This is a genomic window from Weizmannia acidilactici (genome assembly GCF_008974225.1).
Taxonomy (GTDB): Bacteria; Bacillota; Bacilli; order Bacillales; family Bacillaceae_C; genus Weizmannia; species Weizmannia acidilactici.
Window position 1 is genome coordinate 31,705 of the sequence record NZ_BKZR01000016.1, and the last position, 19,116, is coordinate 50,820.

Consider the following 19,116-nt stretch of genomic DNA (forward strand, 5'->3'; position numbering starts at 1 on the left):
CCATTAAAGGGCCAGATTGTTGAGTAACATTTTGACTTTATTAAAGTATTTGGTGCCTTTATTACTGGCAATTCTGATAGAATATGTTTATAGAGGACGTGGCAGTGCTTTCAGTTCCGGGGGAGTCAACGAAGCACTATCCGTAAAGGAAGGTGTATTTGCTCAAAAAGAGAGAGCCGAGCAGATTTTTGCGTGGATGCTTGAGAAATTGCCAAACCTGGAGCCGCAAATCAAGTGGAACAAACCCACGTTTACCGATCGCGGCACATACATCATTATGTTTGCCACAGCAAAAAATCATTTGAGCATTTTACCCGAAAAAGAGACAATGGTGCATTTTGCCGATGAAATCGCCCAAGCTGGCTACAGCGCTTCTTCACGCTTGTTCCGAATTCAATGGACTGAACCAGTTAATTACGAATTGCTAGAGAAGATAATTGAATTTAATATCAAGGATAAGGCAGAGAATTCGAATTTTTGGCGGAAATAGCATAATATCGAAGGAGGAAGACATGGAAGTTTTTGAAAAATATTTAGCAGGTATCGATAACCCCGACCACCGCGACCGAACAGAGGAAATTTTGGCGTGGGTTGCTAATAAATTCCTAAATTTGGAACCGCAAATCAAATGGAATACACCAATGTTTGCCGATCACGGCACATTTATCATCGGCTTTTCCACAGCGAAGCATCATTTGAGCGTTTCACCCGAAGAAGTAGGCATTGCGCACTTTGCCGATGACATTGCACAAGCTGGCTACACCGCTACCAAAGGCTTGTTTCGAATTCCGTGGAATGAGCCGGTAAATTACGAATTGCTTGAGAAAATGATTGAATTTAATATTCAGGATAAAGCAGAATATACGAATTTTTGGCGGAAATAATACATCACGCCTTATCAAAAAACGCATAACACGAAAAAATGTCATGCGTTTTTGCAACTCAATTAAGGCGCCAACCGCTGATAATAAACGATTATTGATAACTAGTTCAAAAGATGTTCATTATCGTCTAAAAAATAGATAATTTGTTCAACAAAAAACTGGCGAAAAATTATGAGGAACTTAGAAGAGGAAGTGCCTAATAATTTTTTTATAGGAACTTGAAGGGAAGAACCCCTAACATTACGAAGAAATAAATTAGTTTACATAATATATATTATAAACAGTTCTGCAAAAAAGGTTCGTTTCTGTCTCAAAACAAGAGATTACTTTTAATAATGAGACAGAAACGGGTTTTTGCAATAGAACGCATTGTTCGTTCTATTCACTTGATCACACATATAGCATTAATCTTCGAGCCAGAGTACGTCATATTTCATTTTCATCCATTTTTTCATATTTTTATCATCATCCAAGCGCCTGTATTGCTCAATGATCCGGTCATAAATTTTCTCATTTTTATCAATCACCGACATACACTCACTTAAAAATTGGATGCTTTTTTCCGCATCATAATGTTTGTCCAAATAATATTCACACCATAATACTAAATTGATTAAATCGTTTTCAATGGTTTCACGAATTTCCATGAACCAATCATCATAAATGGCCGTTAAAAATCCGGGCTTTAAAATTGTCATAATTTGCTGGCATTTACGCCATTTTATCCCTTCGTTTGGCTCGTTTTTGGCTTCTTTAATCAAGTCCTGTAAGTCGAGCGTGTCGCTTGTAATATTGCCTGACAGGAAAACATTTTCCCGATCCATTGTAATAAATTGTTCTTTAATGTTTACCAATTTTTTTAAATAAGACAAATATACCCTTAAATTCTTTCTCGCTTGCTGCAGCGGTACATCCGGCCATAACGCCTCGCAAATTTGCTCTCTGGAAGCGGTTTGGTGAAAAACCAAATAAATCAGGATCTGCTTGGCACTTCTGCGATTCCATCCGTCCACGATTTCTTTCCCGTTAATGAAGACCCGAAAACGGTCTAGAAATTCGACCCGGATTTGCTTATACCATTGCGCTTTTTTGGCGGCCTGTTTGTATATCACTTTAGTGAATTTTATGGTCTGATCCCTTATGTTTGAAAAAAACGGGCTTGCCGCAACCTTGCTGGTATCCGGCAGAATAAAAGATAAAATGCGGGATGCGGTTGTTTTCGGGTTGTCTAATGTGACCAGCATTTTAGCGTCATTTACTGTTTGAAAAAATATATTTGGCTTCGCATATAAATGGAGGAACAAATAATGCGGCGGAAATATGCAATCCATGTCGCCGGATAAAATCAATACCGGAATTTTGATGGCACGCAAATCTTCCACCGGCGAAGCTTCCGCAATAATAGCGGCCAGACGGATGAATAGTTCCGGCTTTTGTATTTCCAGACAGTTTTTCAGTTTTTGGACTGCGGGATCTTCCGGGAAAAGCATGGTCATGTTTTCGACGAAATACATGGCAGGGAAAAAACGTCCGTTATTGCTGATTTGTACTTGGAACTGCCTTACCTGCTTTCCGATATGCGGCGGATAGCAAGGCAGTGACATCAAAACCAGGTGTTCAACGGACGATTCGTATAATCTGGCGTACTTTGCTGCAATTAATGCCCCAAAGCCGATGCCGGCAAGCCGGATTTTGTTTAATTGGAGGGTTTCCAATAAAACCTTTAAATCTTCCACAAATGTATCAAGTGTATAATCTTCCGCCCCCCTTTCCGCCTGTGTTTTCCCATGCCCTCTTAAATCATATAAAATCAATTGGAAATGCTGTTCTAAATGCGGAATAAGGTCATCGAATAGATGGTGGTCGCACATTGCCGCATGGACAAGGACCATGACACCGTCGCTGCTGTTTGGCTGTTTCTGTCTAATTGAGCAATAGACCTGCCCGTATCCGGTTTGAACGTACGGCATACACAAGCACCCTCCAACCTGATTGTGTAATGTAAGTGTAACGATGGGATTGCTACAATGTTTTTAAATAGCTTACATGATGCATCAATTTTGCATCTGTTTGCACCCAACTATGAATGTGTCACAGGAGTTTTCAACATGTATTCATTGGAACAATTCGAAAAGGATATTCAGGAAATTCTCGATAAATATAATGGCAATCAATGGATTCTTGACCGCCTCTTATTACATATTTTAGAAGATGAGTCGTTATCCCTCCAACAAAAAGCGTCTTATTTAAGAATTTTATTGAAGTATAAATCATAATTGCCGCCGGAATGACAAAAGGACGGCCCTCTTTTATATCCTTTCTTACGCTTTTACACTTTATGGATGTTTTAAAAACTGGAAATTGATGTAAGGCATTTTTTTGAAAAGTACCCTCTTATATTGTAAACCTTTTTTTGTGGTGCTACACTAAAGATTGCAAAGAATGGTAAGCGCTTACTAATCTTTGGGGTTTTTAATCTTTAAGACCAGGAGGAATGCACCATGTCAGGCAGAGTAGCAGTCATTACAGGCGCCGGCAGCGGGATAGGCCGGGAAACATGTTTAACATTTGCGCGCAAAGGCGAAAAAGTCGTCGTTGCTGATATTAATGAAGAAAAAGGGCTTGAAACGACCGAGCTGGTCAAAGCGGAAGGCGGAGAAGCTGTTTTTGTCAATACAGATGTTTCGAAATTTGAAGAAGTGGAAGCGCTTGTTGACCAGGCTGTGGAAACGTACGGATCTATAGATATTATGTTTAATAACGCCGGGATCGGGAAGATGGGACATGTCCTGAGTTTAAATATAGAAGATTATTTGCACGTGATTGATGTCAATCAGCACGGAGTGGCGTACGGCATTATTGCTGCCGGCAGGAAAATGCGTGACCTTGATATAAAAGGTGTGATCATCAATTCCGCTTCTGTTTTCGGATATTTGGCCAATTTCGGGACGTTCCCTTACCAAGCTTCCAAAGGCGCGGTCCGGATGATGACCCAAAACGCGGCATTGGAACTTTCCCAATACGGCATCCGGGTAGTCGGCATTGCCCCGGGCAGCGTGGATACGTCGATTATCCAGGCCTATAAAGATGCCGGAATGACGCAGAAAATGAAAGAACAGCAAATGCGGAAAGAATTGATCCGGCCGGAAGCAATCGCCAATGCAGTTTACCTGCTGACCCTCGAAGAAGCGGATGTCATCAATGGCAGCGTTGTTATGCTCGATGACGGCTATGCATCGTTTAAATAAACAAATAATATTCCCCTCATCATGCCGTTCAGAAGGACCCGTTTCCCTTTTGGACGGTTGTGTTTTGTTTCAGGCCAGCCGCGGCACACCATATTTTTTGGGGTGAAATCGATGAAAATTAGTGGCCCTGCAGTATGGAGAAATGCAAAATCAGCCTTTTGATATTTTTTAACCGGAAAATCCCTTCAGCAATTCATGTACCTCCTACAAGGTACGAAGAGAATAAACGGATGACCTTCCCTCCTGCTTTTCTAAACAACTGTATTCCTGCACCATTTTTGACGTTTTTGTGGCGGTTTATGTTACAATATTCGTACAGCTCTCATTTTTACTTTTTGCCAGGCTGTCGGCCTCCTTGCTTCTGGAGGTTTGGAAGAATTTTTAGGAAAGCGGGAGTATGTATGGGAAGTCAATCTTTTTCTTCGGCGCCGCTACAGGCTGAAAATCTGCTTTACCGGCGTGCGCTTTATACGTTCAGCGGAGCACACTTTTTGAACGACCTGGTCACTACCGGCATGGTGCCCGCTCTGGTCGTCATGTATAAGCATGCGTTGGATTTAAATTATACGCAATCCACGTTAATCGTGCTCGTTTCTTATTTTGCTTCGTCCGTGACACAGCCGGTCTTTGGCATGCTGACAGACCGCAGGCCGCGCGTCTGGCTTTTTTCGCTTGGGGTCTTTTTGTCCATCTCCGGACTTGCCTTTACTGCGGTTGCGCCGTCCCTTGGATGGCTTTTAGTATGCATTGCCGTATCTGGATTCGGTTCGGGTGTTTTTCATCCTGAAGCTTCACGGGGCACGCATTTTGCGTCCGGCTTGAAAAAAGGATTGGCGCAGGCCATTTTCCAGGTGGGCGGAAATGCTGGCCAGGCTGTCGGGCCGTTAATGATTCCGCTCTTTTTGGCCCATACCGGCATCCACGGCCTCATCTGGCTGCTTCCGGTCGCATTTTTATCGCTCATCTTGACAGTTCCGCTGCTCGGCTGGATGAACGGCAAAGTCCAGAATATCAAACGCACTAAAAAAGAAATGGCCGGAAAAAACCATATTCCCGGCGTCATTCTACTCGTCCTTGTGATCATTTTACGTTCCTGGTGCCAGGTTGGCGTCGTTATTTTCCTGCCGTTTTATCTGAAACATGCAAGCTTGGAAACGACTGAACTGCTGAATTTTGTGTTTGTCGGGGCCGGTGCGCTCGGCACGCTTTTTGGCGGGATGATTTCGGACAGGGTCGGGATGAAACGGCTGCTTGTTGTTTCCATGTTCCTAGCCACGCCGTTTGCGCTTTTGCTTCCGCATTTAAGCGGCTGGCTTTCCGTTTTGGATTTGCTCTGTTTCGGCTTCAGCGTCTTATCAAGTTTTTCTGTCGGCGTGGTTTATATGCAGAAGCTTCTGCCGAAAAATATTGCCCTGGCGTCTGGCCTGTCAATCGGCTTTGGCGTTGGCGCGGGCGGAATCGGTTCTGTGTTTATGGGCGGCATTTCCGACCTGTTCGGCGTTGCGGCTGTATTTACCATCCTGTCGTTTTTGCCGATGATCGGGGCCATTCTTTCTTGGTTCCTGCCGAATGAGAAAAAACTTGCTTCTTAAAAAGTCATATAAACATTAACGCATGTTTCTGCAGTGGGCTCGTAAAAACAATGCAGCTTATACCGGTCAACGAACGGCTGGTTGTACCATGTGGGCGGGCAGTCCCCTTCCGGCCTGAAATACCATAAACTGTATTTTGCCGGCCAGTACCTTTCCCCGTTCACAACACGCTTCGCGAGCCGCCGTTCAGTTTCCCTTGCCCGCTGGTAAAAATAGCCATGGATTACCGCCTCAAAAGCGTGCGGCTGATAAACCATCTGCGGGATCGTCCGTATGCCGATAAAATCTGAACAGTTGGCCCTGATCCGGTTAATGCCGACATTGCCGACAAGCAGCATACCTAGCTGCCCCTCCCCTTCTGCTTCTGCCCTTAAGAGCCGCGCCAATAAATCGATATCTGCACTCGTTGCTTTTACAACTGCCATTTTGAACCTCCCTGTTGCTTTAAGCTGTTTTATCACTGCACAGGTTCCGTTTTTTATCCTATTCCGGCTGGAACATGAATAGAACCAAAAATAGAAAGTTTATCTTCGGTATCTTTTCTTACAATCTGCTTGCTTCCGCAGTTTCCTGTTTCTATAATAAACTACTAAATAAATGCAACAAACGCCATGCATTCGCGAAAGAAAGGGGTAATGGCGGTGGAAATGGAACTATTGAAAAAAAGGATACTGGTGGCGGTCGGGGAAATCCCTGCAGATACAGTCATTAAAAACGGAAAAATCATCGATGTGTTTAACCTTGAAATTTTATCCGGGGATATTGCCATTACCGATGGGACCATTGCCGGAATCGGCACTTATGAAGGCAAAGAAACAATTGATACGGGGGATTGCTTTGTCGTACCGGGGCTGATTGACGCCCATGTCCATATTGAGTCTTCTATGGTATGCCCTTCTGAATTTGAAAAAGTCGTTTTGCCGCACGGTGTGACTGCAGTTGTGGCGGATCCGCATGAAATCGCAAATGTGCTCGGGGAAGCCGGCATTACTTTTATGCTGGAAAATTCCGAAGGGCTGGATTTGGATGTGTTTTTTATGCTCCCTTCATGCGTGCCCGCCACACCTTTTGAACATGCGGGCGCCGTTTTATTGAACGAACAGCTCTCCCCCTTTTACAAACATCCGAGGGTGCTCGGCCTTGCAGAAGTAATGGATTATCCAAGTGTGAAAAATTTGGATCCGCAAATGCTCGAAAAACTTGTTGCTGCTTCCCCGTATAAAATTGACGGGCATGGTGCCGGGCTGGACCGGGCCGGTATCAATGTTTTTGCTGCAGCGGGTATACAAACGGACCATGAGTGTGTCACGCCGGAACAGGTGAAAGAAAGGCTCTCCAACGGAATGTACGTCATGCTCCGACAAGGTTCCGCAGCGAAAAATTTAAAAGACCTGCTTGTTGCGGTGAATGACAGTAACCGCAGCCGTTGTATGTTTTGCACAGATGATAAACATTTGGACGATCTGATTGCAGAAGGGAGCATTGACCATCATATCAGGCTAGCTGTGGAACAAGGATTTAATCCATTGGCAGCCGTGCAGATGGCAACCATTAATGCGGCACAATGTTTCGGCCTGAAACATAAAGGCGCCGTCGCCCCCGGCTATGATGCAGACTTGATATTTGTGGAAGACTTGGACCGGTTTACGGTCAAAGCCGTGTATAAAGCCGGAAAGTGCGTGGCGAGAGATGGAAAACTGTTAAAAGAAGTTAGCCTGGATCAACTGGCCGGAACTATTTCCTCGTCCGTTTTTATCCGGGAAATCACGGAGGAAGATTTGTGCATCCCGGTCAGGAAAGGCCGAAAAGCCAATGTGATTGAAATTATACCGAATCAGATTGAAACACGCAAAAAGGTGATGGAAGTTCCATCAGCAGGCGGGGCTTTTATGCCATCAACAGAACAGGATCTTGCAAAGCTGGCGGTGATCGAACGCCACCGGGCAACCGGGCATATCGGCCTGGCCATCTGCAAAGGGCTTGGCATCAGGACAGGTGCGGTTGCTTCCACCATCGCCCATGACTCCCATAATCTCATTGTGGCGGGTGTGAATGATGAAGACATCCTGCTCGCCATTGGAACGTTGAAAAAAATCGGCGGCGGGCTGGCTGTGGCGGATCAAGGGAAGCTGCTTGCTGCGATGCCGCTTCCAATTGCCGGGTTAATGTCCGGACAAAGCACCGAAAAGGCAGCCGCGCAATTTGCCGCGGTCAAGGAAGCCTTACGGGAAATTTGTGAGGACAAGGGATTTGATCTGCTGCTGACGCTATCATTTTTAAGCTTGCCGGTGATCCCGGAATTGAAAATCACTGATTTGGGGCTGTTTGATTCTGTCACTTTTCAGCATATCGCCGTTTCTGCCCCAAGCTAAAAACGGAACCGGCCGGAATTTGCGGCCGGTTCCGTTTTTCAAAATTTCGTTTTCAAAAAAACTGGGCAGTGGTCGCTCCCCATTACTTCCGGATAAATGCCGGCATCTTTTAAATCATCGCACAACCTTTCCGAAACGATAAAATAATCAATCCGCCATCCGATGTTCCGTTCCCTGACTTTATTCATGTACGACCACCACGTATAGGCCCCCTCAAGATCAGGATAAAAATAACGGAACGTATCGATAAAACCGCTGTTCAGCAAATCGGTCATTTTTTCGCGTTCTTCATCCGTAAATCCTGAATTTCCGATGTTTGTTTTTGCGTTTTTTAAGTCAATTTCCTGGTGGGCGACATTCAAATCCCCGCACATGATCACCGGTTTACGGCAGTCAAGGTCCTTTAAATACGTTCGCATCTGATCTTCCCATTGCAGACGGAAACCGAGGCGGGACAAATCACGCTGTGAATTGGGTGTATATACATTAACCAGATAAAAGTTTTCATATTCCAGCGTCAGGATCCGGCCTTCCGGTTCCGTATCTTTTTCCCCGACGCCGTAATGCACTGACAGCGGTTGTTTTTTTGTAAAAACAGCTATCCCCGAGTAGCCTTTCCGTTCAGCGTAATTCCAATATTGAAAATATCCATTCAAATCAAGGCTGATCTGCCCTTCCTGCAACTTCGTTTCCTGTACGCAAAAAATATCGGCATCCGCCTGTTCAAAAAAGTCTAGAAACCCTTTTTTGACGCAGGCGCGCAGCCCGTTCACATTCCATGAAATAAGTTTCATCCCCTGTTTCTCCCCTTCTTTATCTGTTTTTTAATTGTACAAGCGGCCGGTATATCTTAACCATTTCCTCTAATTTCATCCGGACGAGGCCGCTTGATGAAGGGGCGACAAAATCGATCGTTCCCGGCACAACGAGCGGATTTTGGCCCCCCAGCCCGCCGCCTTTTTTTGCTGAACTGCTGGTAAACGCCTTTTTCGACATAGCAGACGATTTTAGGCTGGTACTGTTCAATTTTCTTTTTCAAGATGCTGCGGCCTTCTTCATATTCTTTCTTAGTAATTTCATCAGCAGCTTTCGTCGGGCGTGCAACGATATTCGTTAAGCCGTATTCCAACTCGAGAAGCCCAGCATCTTCTTCCAGTTTGTATTGTTTCGGCATCAACCCGGAATAATAGAGGATTTTCCAGAAACGGTTATTCGGGTTGGCGTAATGGTGGCCGTTTTTCCCCAATTTTAAACTTGGGTTGAATCCGACGAATAAAATATCTAAATTTTTGGAGATATAATCCGGCACCACTCCCAATAAACTCCCTCCTGTTTTTAAAAATTAAGGTGTTTTAATTCCCGGTAAACAGCAGCAACATCTTCTTTTCCGGCGCCGTTAGCTTTTGCATTACGGTATGTTTCTTCAACTGCACCGGCAAGCGGAAGCGACATGGCGTTTTTTTCTATTTCCGCCTTGGCAAGGCCAAGGTCTTTTGACATCAGTTCCAGCATGAAAGTGGCAGGGAACGTTTCGTTAAGGAAAGCATTCTTCTTCATTTGGAAAATCGGCGTGTTGCATGCGGAAGCCGAAATCATTTCAATGATATTTTCTTTTTTCAGCCCGAGTTTTTCCCCGAGCAGGAGCGCTTCAGATGCGCCCTGGATAATCAGCCCGAGCAACAAATTGATCGATAATTTCGCGGCGCTGCCTTTCCCGTTTTCTCCAAAATGAATGACCGTTTTTCCAAGTACATCAAAAATCGGGCGGCAAACATCTACTTGTTCTTTTTCGCCGCCGACGAGAATCACGAGGTTACCTTCTTTCGCCGGCTGGACAGAGCCCGAAACAGGCGCATCCATGAAGTGGCCGCCTTTTGCTTTAACCCATTCGGCAAAACGAACGGAATCGTCGGGGCTAACAGTGCTCATATCGATCACCGTTTTTCCTTCCGATAAACCGGAAAGAATACCGTTTTCTGCCCGCAACACTTCTTCCACCGCCGCATTATCCGTCAGCATTGTCACAATGACATCCGCTTTTTCTGCAATTTCTTGCGGTGACGTACATACCGTTGCCCCAGATGAAGCCAGCTCTTCCGTTTTGGATTGCGTGCGGTTGTATACAAATAACTCGAACTTTGCATTTAAAATACGTTTGGCCATTGGGCTTCCCATATGGCCCAGTCCGATCCAGCCAATTTTCATTTCAAAAACCTCCAAATATGGACACGATTGGCCCCAAAACAGCATGCTTCGGGGAATATTCCTTTCTTATTCTAATGTTTGCAGAAAAAGAGGGCAAGAAATACGCAATTTTTGTAGATGTTTTCCGTGTTTGTAAATAGGAAAAAGTGGTACTATCCAGATGCAATTACGGTAACGCCACCATAAATCATCCTATTGGGAGTGATCATGATAATAATCAAAGCAGGAAGCTGGAAAATGTTAACTTTTTAAGATATGATGTCAATTATAAAAGCAATCAGCCGGAGAAATATGCTGAGAAAACAGTAAAAGGCGCCTTTAGAACTGGGCGTCTTTTCCCATGCTTATGAAAGTATTTCTTGATACAGCTGAACATACTCATTTGCGGACGCTTTCCAGCTGAAATCAAGGCTCATCGCCCTTTCCGAAAGCGAACGCCATCTTTTCGGCTGGTAACGGAAAAACCAGACCGCCCTTTCGACCGTATACAGCATATCGTGGGCGTTATAATTCGCAAATGAAAAACCATAGCCTTCGTCCGTAAATTCGTTGTAAGGCTGAACGGTATCTTTTAGCCCCCCCGTTTCGCGCACGAGCGGCAAAGTGCCGTATCGCATCGCGAGTAATTGCCCGATGCCGCACGGTTAAAATTTGGAAGGCATTAAAAACAAATCACTGCCTGCATAAATTTTATGGGATAACGGTTCATCAAAATAAATATGTACGGACACTTGATCCGGATACTCGCCGGCAAGATGCCGGAATGCTTCTTCATAATGCCATTCCCCAGTGCCGAGGAGCACAAACTGGACGTTCTGCCCCAATATTTCATGGATGACGCGCAGCACCAGGTCAATCCCTTTTTGTTCCACGAGCCTCGTAACCATTGATACAACGGGGATATTGGCATCAACCGGCAAATGTAGCGCTTCCTGCAGTGCTTTTTTATTCTCCAATTTGCCCGTATAATCATTGTATGTAGAAAACAACGCCGGATCGGTTGCCGGATTGTATGTATCCGTATCGATTCCGTTTACGATCCCTTTCAGCCGGTTGCTTTTCATCCGCAAAAAGCCGTCAAGATGCTCCCCGTAATACGGCATCTGGATTTCGGAAGCATATGCCGGACTGACGGTCGTAATATAGTCCGAATAGGCAAGCCCTGCTTTTAAATAGCTTGCATTGCCGTAAAACTCGAGCCCGTCAACATGGAAATACAACTCGCTCAAATCAAGCAGATCAGACAGCACACTTTTCGGAAATACACCCTGGTAGCGCAAATTAAGGATTGTAAACATCGTTTTGATTCCTTTATAAAAAGGGTGGCTGTTGAAATGTGCTTTTAACAGGACGGGAATCGGCCCCGCCTGCCAGTCATGGCAATGGATGATATCCGGTTTTTGCTGCAGATACGGAAGGGCTTCAAGCACCGCCCGTGAAAAAAATGCAAACCGTTCGCCGTCATCAAAAAATCCGTAACTGCCGTGCCTTTTAAAATAATACTCGTTATCCAAAAAATAATAACGGATCCCGCCTTCTTCCAGCGTTTCAATGCCGCAATACTGGTTCCGCCAGCCGACTGGGACCGTGATGCTGGTCATGAAAGAGAGGCGTTCTTTCACTTCCGGTTTTAGATCTTCGTATTTCGGCAGGATGACAGATGTGTTCACGCCGAGTTTTTTCAGGGATTTAGGCAATGCGTGAATCACATCGCCCAACCCCCCTGTTTTAATAAATGGTGCGCATTCTGATGCTGCAAACAATACGTTCATGGCTGATCCTCCGTCAAATGATTTCTTTTTTTCTCAAAACTTTAGGGTGCGACGGTGTTCCGACAACAACTTTATGCTGGGTGACGGCCACCTGTTTGTCGGCGATGACATTTTCCAGCACTGCGTCATCCTCCACTTCTGTTTTTTGCATGACGATGCTGTTTTTGACAACCGCACCTTTTTTGATTTTTACGCCGCGGAATATGATGCTGTTTTCCACGGTCCCTTCAATATCGCTGCCGTTCGCGATAAAAGAATTTGTGACACGGGCAGCTTGTCCGTATTTTGTCGGCGGTTCATGTTTAATTTTTGTATACACTTCCCAATCTTCATAAAAGAAAGCGCGGATCGTATCCGGATTGAGCAGGGCCATGTTAGCGGCATGGAAACTGTTCATCGAGTGGATGAAAATCATATTTCCTTTATGATTAAAAGCTTTTATGTTGTATTTATGGACATTCGCTTTAATCGCGTCTTTTAAAAAGTCGACTTCGCCGTTTTCATAGCAGGTTTGGATCAAGTCCATGAGCAATGATTTCGGCAGCACATATGTCTCGAGGCAAACACAGTCGCCTTTTTGCGGCGCCGTGAACATATCAATATCCAGGATGTTCCCTTTCTTGTCCACAGTAACCTGGTGGTAATTCGGCTTTTGGATCGGATCCCCGTCATATTCCCTGTAGACGATCGTGATATCCGCCTGCGTTTTTTCATGAAACTCTAGTAAAGCGGCTACATCCAGTTTGCTGACTTGGTGCCCTGGAGAAATAATGACAAGATCTGCCGATGTCCGTTCAAAAAATTCCCTGTGGTCATAAAACCCTTGGATATCGCCCCTTAGTTTGGCATCATCTGAAACGGGCGGCAAAATAAACAGCCCGCCATTATGCCGGTCCAGATCCCATTCTTTCCCTGAACCGAGATGGTCCAAGACCGATCTGCCGTTATCTTTCGTAAAAACGGCAACTTGCGAAATTTCGGCATGAATAAAATTGGAAAGCACAAAATCAATGAAACGGTAGCGCCCCCCAAAAGGAACGGAAGCGAGGCAGCGGTGAAGCGTCAATTCTTTTAAAATCGGTTTTTCGTTGATTAAGTTGATAACCCCTAGCACATTCGTCATATCCATCGTCCCTTTTCTTATAAAACTTCTTTTATGTCTGTTTCTTCCATCGTTTGCGGGCAGCTGTAGAGCCGTACTTCGTTTGCTTTTAACGGCGCGATTTTTTTTCCGCTTTCGATAATCGTATTGCTTGCGATAATGGCATGCTCTATTGTGACATTATTTCCGATTGTGACATTCGGCATAATCACCGAGTCTTTAATAAAGCTGTTTTTTCCGACATAAACAATGTGCGAGATCACCGAGTGGCATATATTTCCGTATATCCAGCTGCCCTCGTTGATTAAAGAATTTTTGATATTCGCTTCCGGCGCAATATACTGGGGCGGATGGTTCGCATCCCCGGTAAAAATCCTCCAATCCGGGTCGTCCAGTTCAAAAGCCGGCTCGTCTTCCAATAAATCCATATGGGCTTCCCAGAAGCTTTGTACTGTGCCGACATCTTTCCAGTAGCCGCTGAACTGATATGCATATATTTTATTTTTATCTTTCAGCATTTTTGGAATAATATCTTTTCCGAAATCATTAGATGAACCACTGTTTTTCTCGTCCTGGACCAAATATTGGCGCAAAAGCTTCCAATTAAATAAATAGACGCCCATAGAAGCGAGATTACTTTTTGGGAACTGCGGTTTTTCCTCAAACTCTACGATTTTTCCTTCGGAGTTGGTCACCATAATGCCAAAGCGGCCAGCTTCCTGCCAAGGGACTTCGATGACAGCGATGCTCACCTGTGCCCCTTTTTCAATATGGTATTTCAATAATTTACGGTAATCCATTTTATATATATGGTCGCCGGAAAGGATCAGCACGAATTCCGGGTTGTAATGGTCAATATAATGGATATTTTGGTAAACCGCATTGGCCGTGCCTTTATACCATTTTCCGCCGTCTTTTCCCACATACGGGGGCAATACGGCTGCCCCGCCGTAATTCCGATCCAAATCCCATGCCCTGCCGTTCCCGACATAGGAATTTAAAATATGTGGTTCATACTGCGTCAGCACCCCGACCGTGTCAATACCTGAGTGCATGCAGTTGCTTAACGAAAAATCTATAATTCTATATTTTCCTCCAAAAGGTACTGCAGGTTTTGCAAGCTGGGAAGTCAAATCGCCAAGCCTTGTCCCCTGCCCGCCTGCTAGTAACATTGCCATCCATTTCTTTTCCATTATTTTTTGCCACCCCTTCGCCGTTTTGCTGTTAGTTTTTTGAATATGACCGCACTTAATGGGGGAATGCTGATTTCCATGCTGTAAGGCTGATTGTGGAAAGGCTTTTTATCCACTTGAATTGCATTTTTATTTAGCAGCCCCCCGCCACCAAACCGTTCGTCATCCGTGCTAAAAATTTCAATATATTTTCCATACGAAGGGACGCCGATCCTGAATTTTTCATATGCTACTTTTGAAAAATTACATAAAACAATGCAATAGTCACCTTTTCGTTTCCCTCTCCTAATAAAAACTATGATGCTTTGCCGGCTATTATTCGGGTCTATCCATTCAAAGCTTTCCTGCTCGTGGTCCAGCCGCCACAAACTTCTCATTTCTTTATAAAAATCATTAAAATCTTTTGTAAACCGGAAAAATTTCTGATGGGTTTCGAATTCAAACAAGTTCCAATCCAATTGCGTCAAGTCTTTCCATTCATCAAACTGGCCGAACTCACTGCCCATGAATAGTAATTTTTTTCCCGGATGCGTCATAAAGTAAGCGTATAATAGGCGCAAGTTTGCAAATTTTTGCGAAAAATCTCCTGGCATCTTGTTTAGCAGCGATCTTTTCCCGTAAACCACTTCATCGTGCGAAAAAGGCAGCACATAGTTTTCGGAAAAAGCGTAATGCATGGAAAATGTCAAAAAGTCATGGACTTCCTGCCGTTTTTCCTCCGCCGTCTGCATATAGCGGAGCACATCATGGACCCAGCCCATATTCCATTTAAAATTAAAGCCGAGGCCGCCTGCGTATGTAGGCGCTGTGACGAGCGGCCAGGCCGTCGCTTCTTCCGCCATCATCAGCGCGTGGGGGAATTTCTTAAAAACGGCTTCGTTTAATTTTTTCAAAAAAGCGACAGCTTCTAAATTTACATCGCCGCCGCATTGGTTGGTGATTTTTTTCGCGTCCCCCCTGTCATGGTTTAAATAAATAAGAGACGAAACAGCATCCACCCGAAATCCATCAATATGGTAAACATCCATCCAAAAAATGGCATTTGAAATTAAGAAGCTGGATATTTCGGGTTTTTGAAAATCGAAGTTATATGTACCCCAAATCGGCCTTTCCGCTTTATCGGGATCAGCGGGCTCATAAAGCGGCGTCCCGTCAAAACGCCCCAAGCCGTGTGCATCTTTGCAAAAATGGACAGGAACCCAATCCAAAATCACACCAATGCCGTTTTGATGGCATTTGTCGATGAAATACATGAAATCATCCGGTTTCCCGTAGCGGCTTGTAGGCGCATAGAACCCCGTGATTTGGTAACCCCAGGAACGGTCAAAAGGATGTTCCATGATCGGCATGAGTTCAATATGTGTGTAGCCGTGATCCGCAACATAGCCAATTAACATGTCCGCTATTTCGCGGTAGGTGTAAAAATCGCCGTTTTCCTTCTTTTTCCATGAGCCGAAATGCATTTCGTAAATCAACATCGGTTCATGGTACGGATCGTATTTCGCTTTATGGGCCATCCACCTGTGGTCGTGCCATTTATACTTTCCAAGGTCGTGAACAATGGAAGCGGTGCGCGGACGGACTTCTGAATAAAAAGCATACGGGTCGGCTTTTAAAAATTTCTCCCCTTTTGGCCCGGTGATTTCATATTTATACAGTTCGCCCGCCCGGAGCCCGGGAACAAACAATACCCAAATACCCGAATCCTTTACTTTCTGCATCCGGTGCTTGCTGCCGTCCCAGTCGTTAAAATCACCGGCAACGGACACAGCTTTCGCATGCGGGGCCCAGACTGCAAACCGTACGCCTTTTTCTCCGCCCACTTCCGCCACATGCGCACCAAGCATGTGGTAACTTTCATAAAGTGTTCCTTCATGAAACAAATAAAGCTCAAAATCAGTAGGAGCGATTTGTTGCGAATCTTTCACTGTCTTTACCAATGTCACACCTCCGCCTAATCAGCATATTTGTTTATATTCGTTAGGAATTTTATGAATCCTGCAAAAAAAAGCAGTCTAGTTTTGTCGAATTCATGATATTTACAAATTTATTCAAATATTTCCGTTTTCACATTTTTTTGGGGGATTGTTGGGAAAAATAAAAAAGCTGTTTTAAATTCCGCGCCGCATTTTCAATGTAAAAGAATATGCAGGCACTTTTAAAACAGCTTTTTTATTTTTCCCGGAATTGTGGTTTTTTTTTAGTTAACATTCATTGTTTTTAAAAACTGATACGCTAACGAAACCGACCAGGCGAGCGGGTTGTTCGCATTCGGTTCGTATTTTCCGCCAATGTACAACTCCGGCACTTCCCAATTTTCCGTAATGACGCTTTTCGTTTTTTCCACATATTCATTCGCTTTATCATACATACCCAATTCGTAGAAGCACAAACCGAGCCATGGAAATCCGAAGCACCACTCGGCTTCGCTGCCTTCGTTGTAATATTTGTCATTCACATAGCGTATGCAGCCGTATTTGCGTTCAAGCGTCGTTGTAATATCTTCCAGTATCCTGAGCGCCATTTGCCGGTCAACAAGCCGGTAAGGATAGATCAAGGACAATAAGGCCAGGTCGGTCGGTTTAGTGGCGCTTTCCCGCGGCAACAGCTTTTCGAGCGTTTCTTCCCCTTTTTCGATCAGTTCGTCTTTCACATTAACAAGCATTTTAACAGCTTTTAAACCGGCTACACATGCCCCGACACTCGAAGCATGGACTTCCATGTTTTCTTCCCACATACCATTGTCTTCTGCCTGCCAATACTGCAGGCATTCCAAATAATCGACAAGTTTTTGGATCACATCCAGGTCTTTTTGGCTGCGGATGATTTTCTGGCCGTGGTGGATGCCCTCGCCCACCCCCCAAAGGAAAGCGCCGACCGCATCGTTTTGCGCATGGCCCCATTCCTGCGGGAGTTCCTCAAGGTCTGTGGAATAGCGTGCATGGATATATTCGAACAAATAACGCGGTTTTTTCTTCGTATGGATATCGAGTTTCCATTCGTAGCGGATAAACATATCCAGCAATGCATGGTAAGCTTTTTCATAATACGGGGATGGCGTAGCTAAAAAAGGCAGTACGGTATAAACAACATCTCTGATCCACACATAATGGTATTCCGGAGACAGGCTGGCGGTAAAGGCGCCGTTCGGCAGTCGCATGCGTTCAATGACCTTAACGGCTTTCTCGATGTTCACTGTTTTTCACCTCCAAAAGTTGATCCATACCATTAGTGTTGGCAAGAAAGTTACCATTTATAACCATTTCAAAATCTGCGTCACTCCCCCTATGTAAAGCGCTTTCAAAAATAAGAATTTTTTCCGCCATACCTCTTTTCACCCATCAGTCCGCCGGAAAAGGTGTCGATGTCGAGGTACTTCCCTTCCTTTAAACCGGCTGTTTTTTTCTATATATTATGTTTGAACTTATTGGATGATTATTTTGAATGCCTAATCGGGCCCGATTTTGTGCCAATTCCGTAGCAATTTTTATGTGTGTTTCCTTGATTTCATTCAACGTCTGGGGAATGAAAACCGTATTCCGTATCAATGTTCTTTCATTTCGCCTTTATCCTTAACTGTTATATATATATATATGTGTGTTATCAGCACATTGTGTTATAAGTATGATGACGTGTTTTGTACCAAGAGTTTAGTGTGATAATTCTCTTTTAGCGCAATGTGTAAGATGATTGTTATTTTGCACATTGTGATTAGTAAGATGTGTAATTTTTCTCACATCTGTACAACCTAAATTTGATATTCGTTAAAGAATATCAATAGGGTATCCAAATCCTTCCAAGAGGTGATGGTATGAGCTACAAAGATCAGCTGGACCCGCATTCCGAGTTGTTCCACCATAATTGGACGCGGCGCAAGCATACAAAATCCCAGGTGAACGGACAAACGGAAGTCACCCAAAACACGATCATCTTGAGGAGCAATGCAAAAGCGCATCGCTGGTGAGGATACAAAAAAAGCCGGGTGGTTTGCCCGGCTTTTTTGTTTGGGACGGAAAAATCCGGTTTTTTAATTTGTCCCCTTGTTTTTCTTTGTTTGTCATGATATAGTAGTGAAGCGATGAGCTGAAATGCGTAAGCCGGCAAGGCCCTGTTACAGGGTGCATAATGTGGAGTGCAGTCTTTGCCGCCGCATCGAATGTTTAAAAAAGCGCCCCGGATCGGGCGCTTTTTTGTTCTGCAATACACGTTAAGCCTGCTTTTCAAGAGCCGGCACGTAAGTTTCTTCCCTCCACGCCTGGTAAAGGGACTGAAGAATAATGTCAACGGTACGCACTCCTGAAATGGCATACTTCCGGTTAATGACAATGACCGGTGCACTGTCGATACCGAGCATGTTTGCTTCCGATTCATCTTGTTTCATGTTCTCCATGTATGCGTCCGAGTTTAATAACTGTACCATTCCAGCCTGATCGAAGCCGGATTTTTGGAGAACTTCTACCAAAAATCCCCTGTTTGGCGCAGGATGTCCGGCATATACTTCGAATAAGGCCCTCGCCATTTCAAATTGCTTTCCATTTTCTTGTGCAAAATGCAAAAGCCTGAGGCTGTCCATGATATGCCTGCTTCTCTCTTTTTCCCCATCCAAGATGGATATGGAACTGCGGATTTCAAACTGTACTTTTTCCTGATGGCCAAATTGTTCCAGTGCCTGTCCCAGCCTTAAGAAAGCAAGATAACAGTCCCGGGAAGAAAAATCCGACCATAATTCAACTTTCATATCTCCATTG

The 19,116-nt window shown here is 44.5% G+C and carries 17 protein-coding genes and 2 pseudogenes; 7 read left to right on the forward strand and 12 right to left on the reverse strand.

All coding sequences use genetic code 11. The features are described from left to right. Positions 1-19: 19 nt before the first annotated feature. Positions 20-490: an iron chaperone gene (locus tag GBH70_RS17150; protein WP_253693613.1), complete on the forward strand. Its 471-nt coding sequence runs from the start codon at positions 20-22 to the stop codon at positions 488-490. Positions 491-512: 22 nt separating this feature from the next. After that, on the forward strand, positions 513-884 hold the full coding sequence (locus tag GBH70_RS07850) for an iron chaperone (RefSeq protein ID WP_151680522.1): 372 nt from the start codon (positions 513-515) through the stop codon (positions 882-884). Positions 885-1,288: 404 nt separating this feature from the next. Here GBH70_RS07850 and GBH70_RS07855 read toward each other — a convergent pair whose 3' ends face one another. After that, positions 1,289-2,854, reverse strand: coding sequence for an alpha/beta hydrolase (locus tag GBH70_RS07855; RefSeq protein WP_151680523.1), 1,566 nt, complete (start codon positions 2,852-2,854; stop codon positions 1,289-1,291). Positions 2,855-2,992: 138 nt separating this feature from the next. On the opposite strand from GBH70_RS07855, the gene GBH70_RS16720 reads away from it, so the two are divergent. The 3 genes from GBH70_RS16720 (at position 2,993) to GBH70_RS07865 (ending at position 5,724) form a co-directional block, all read left to right on the forward strand. Further along, positions 2,993-3,160, forward strand: coding sequence for a hypothetical protein (locus GBH70_RS16720; RefSeq protein ID WP_172967421.1), 168 nt, complete (start codon positions 2,993-2,995; stop codon positions 3,158-3,160). Positions 3,161-3,385: 225 nt separating this feature from the next. Then, complete coding sequence (locus GBH70_RS07860) at positions 3,386-4,132, forward strand: SDR family NAD(P)-dependent oxidoreductase (protein ID WP_151680524.1); 747 nt, start codon at positions 3,386-3,388, stop codon at positions 4,130-4,132. Positions 4,133-4,533: 401 nt separating this feature from the next. Then, complete coding sequence (locus GBH70_RS07865) at positions 4,534-5,724, forward strand: MFS transporter (protein ID WP_151680525.1); 1,191 nt, start codon at positions 4,534-4,536, stop codon at positions 5,722-5,724. Here the strand turns inward: GBH70_RS07865 and GBH70_RS07870 are convergent. Further along, positions 5,721-6,149, reverse strand: a complete 429-nt coding sequence (locus GBH70_RS07870; protein WP_151680526.1) for a cell wall hydrolase — start codon at positions 6,147-6,149, stop codon at positions 5,721-5,723. The genes GBH70_RS07865 and GBH70_RS07870 overlap by 4 nt on opposite strands. A 210-nt stretch (positions 6,150-6,359) precedes the next feature. On the opposite strand from GBH70_RS07870, the gene ade reads away from it, so the two are divergent. Beyond that, positions 6,360-8,096, forward strand: a complete 1,737-nt coding sequence (gene ade / locus GBH70_RS07875) for an adenine deaminase (protein ID WP_151680527.1) — start codon at positions 6,360-6,362, stop codon at positions 8,094-8,096. 38 nt (positions 8,097-8,134) lie between these two features. On the opposite strand, the gene GBH70_RS07880 is transcribed toward ade, so the two are convergent. The 9 genes and pseudogenes from GBH70_RS07880 to GBH70_RS16725 form a co-directional block, all read right to left on the reverse strand. Next, positions 8,135-8,890: an exodeoxyribonuclease III gene (locus tag GBH70_RS07880; protein WP_151680528.1), complete on the reverse strand. Its 756-nt coding sequence runs from the start codon at positions 8,888-8,890 to the stop codon at positions 8,135-8,137. Positions 8,891-8,909: 19 nt separating this feature from the next. Continuing rightward, positions 8,910-9,414 (reverse strand): annotated as a pseudogene (locus tag GBH70_RS07885) (mismatch-specific DNA-glycosylase). Between the two features lie 17 nt (positions 9,415-9,431). Continuing rightward, positions 9,432-10,346 (reverse strand): NAD(P)-dependent oxidoreductase, encoded by a 915-nt coding sequence (locus GBH70_RS07890; RefSeq protein ID WP_151680529.1) that lies wholly within the window; start codon positions 10,344-10,346, stop codon positions 9,432-9,434. 299 nt (positions 10,347-10,645) lie between these two features. Further along, a pseudogene (gene glgA / locus GBH70_RS07895) lies at positions 10,646-12,073 on the reverse strand (glycogen synthase GlgA). A gap of 13 nt (positions 12,074-12,086) precedes the next feature. After that, on the reverse strand, positions 12,087-13,196 hold the full coding sequence (glgD, locus tag GBH70_RS07900; RefSeq protein ID WP_151680530.1) for a glucose-1-phosphate adenylyltransferase subunit GlgD: 1,110 nt from the start codon (positions 13,194-13,196) through the stop codon (positions 12,087-12,089). 17 nt (positions 13,197-13,213) lie between these two features. Beyond that, positions 13,214-14,371, reverse strand: a complete 1,158-nt coding sequence (locus GBH70_RS07905; RefSeq protein ID WP_151680531.1) for a glucose-1-phosphate adenylyltransferase — start codon at positions 14,369-14,371, stop codon at positions 13,214-13,216. Further along, positions 14,368-16,308: a 1,4-alpha-glucan branching protein GlgB gene (glgB, locus tag GBH70_RS07910; RefSeq protein ID WP_151680532.1), complete on the reverse strand. Its 1,941-nt coding sequence runs from the start codon at positions 16,306-16,308 to the stop codon at positions 14,368-14,370. Before glgB ends, GBH70_RS07905 begins: the two co-directional genes overlap by 4 nt. Before the next feature lie 260 nt (positions 16,309-16,568). Continuing rightward, a complete protein-coding gene (locus tag GBH70_RS07915) occupies positions 16,569-17,564 on the reverse strand; it encodes a glycoside hydrolase family 15 protein (protein ID WP_151680533.1) in 996 nt (331 codons plus the stop codon). Next, a complete protein-coding gene (locus GBH70_RS16725; RefSeq protein ID WP_172968293.1) occupies positions 17,542-17,694 on the reverse strand; it encodes a hypothetical protein in 153 nt (50 codons plus the stop codon). The genes GBH70_RS07915 and GBH70_RS16725 overlap by 23 nt, the downstream gene beginning before the upstream one ends. 485 nt (positions 17,695-18,179) lie before the next feature. On the opposite strand from GBH70_RS16725, the gene GBH70_RS07920 reads away from it, so the two are divergent. Continuing rightward, complete coding sequence (locus GBH70_RS07920; RefSeq protein ID WP_151680534.1) at positions 18,180-18,332, forward strand: YpzG family protein; 153 nt, start codon at positions 18,180-18,182, stop codon at positions 18,330-18,332. 243 nt (positions 18,333-18,575) lie between these two features. Here the strand turns inward: GBH70_RS07920 and GBH70_RS07925 are convergent, their stop codons facing one another. Then, positions 18,576-19,106 (reverse strand): DsbA family oxidoreductase, encoded by a 531-nt coding sequence (locus GBH70_RS07925; RefSeq protein WP_151680535.1) that lies wholly within the window; start codon positions 19,104-19,106, stop codon positions 18,576-18,578. Positions 19,107-19,116 lie beyond the last annotated feature (10 nt).

Excerpts from the sequence above, each read along its gene's own strand:
- GBH70_RS07920 (WP_151680534.1), top strand. The coding sequence starts at position 18,180 with ATGAGCTACAAAGATCAGCTGGACCCGCATTCCGAGTTGTTCCACCAT.
- GBH70_RS07855 (WP_151680523.1), bottom strand. The coding sequence starts at position 2,854 with ATGCCGTACGTTCAAACCGGATACGGGCAGGTCTATTGCTCAATTAGA.
- GBH70_RS07865 (WP_151680525.1), top strand. The coding sequence starts at position 4,534 with ATGGGAAGTCAATCTTTTTCTTCGGCGCCGCTACAGGCTGAAAATCTG.
- GBH70_RS07870 (WP_151680526.1), bottom strand. The coding sequence starts at position 6,149 with ATGGCAGTTGTAAAAGCAACGAGTGCAGATATCGATTTATTGGCGCGG.
- GBH70_RS07880 (WP_151680528.1), bottom strand. The coding sequence starts at position 8,890 with ATGAAACTTATTTCATGGAATGTGAACGGGCTGCGCGCCTGCGTCAAA.
- GBH70_RS07890 (WP_151680529.1), bottom strand. The coding sequence starts at position 10,346 with ATGCTGTTTTGGGGCCAATCGTGTCCATATTTGGAGGTTTTTGAAATG.
- GBH70_RS16720 (WP_172967421.1), top strand. The coding sequence starts at position 2,993 with ATGTATTCATTGGAACAATTCGAAAAGGATATTCAGGAAATTCTCGAT.
- glgD (WP_151680530.1), bottom strand. The coding sequence starts at position 13,196 with ATGACGAATGTGCTAGGGGTTATCAACTTAATCAACGAAAAACCGATT.
- GBH70_RS07860 (WP_151680524.1), top strand. The coding sequence starts at position 3,386 with ATGTCAGGCAGAGTAGCAGTCATTACAGGCGCCGGCAGCGGGATAGGC.
- GBH70_RS16725 (WP_172968293.1), bottom strand. The coding sequence starts at position 17,694 with ATGGCGGAAAAAATTCTTATTTTTGAAAGCGCTTTACATAGGGGGAGT.
- GBH70_RS07925 (WP_151680535.1), bottom strand. The coding sequence starts at position 19,106 with ATGAAAGTTGAATTATGGTCGGATTTTTCTTCCCGGGACTGTTATCTT.
- GBH70_RS07850 (WP_151680522.1), top strand. The coding sequence starts at position 513 with ATGGAAGTTTTTGAAAAATATTTAGCAGGTATCGATAACCCCGACCAC.
- ade (WP_151680527.1), top strand. The coding sequence starts at position 6,360 with ATGGCGGTGGAAATGGAACTATTGAAAAAAAGGATACTGGTGGCGGTC.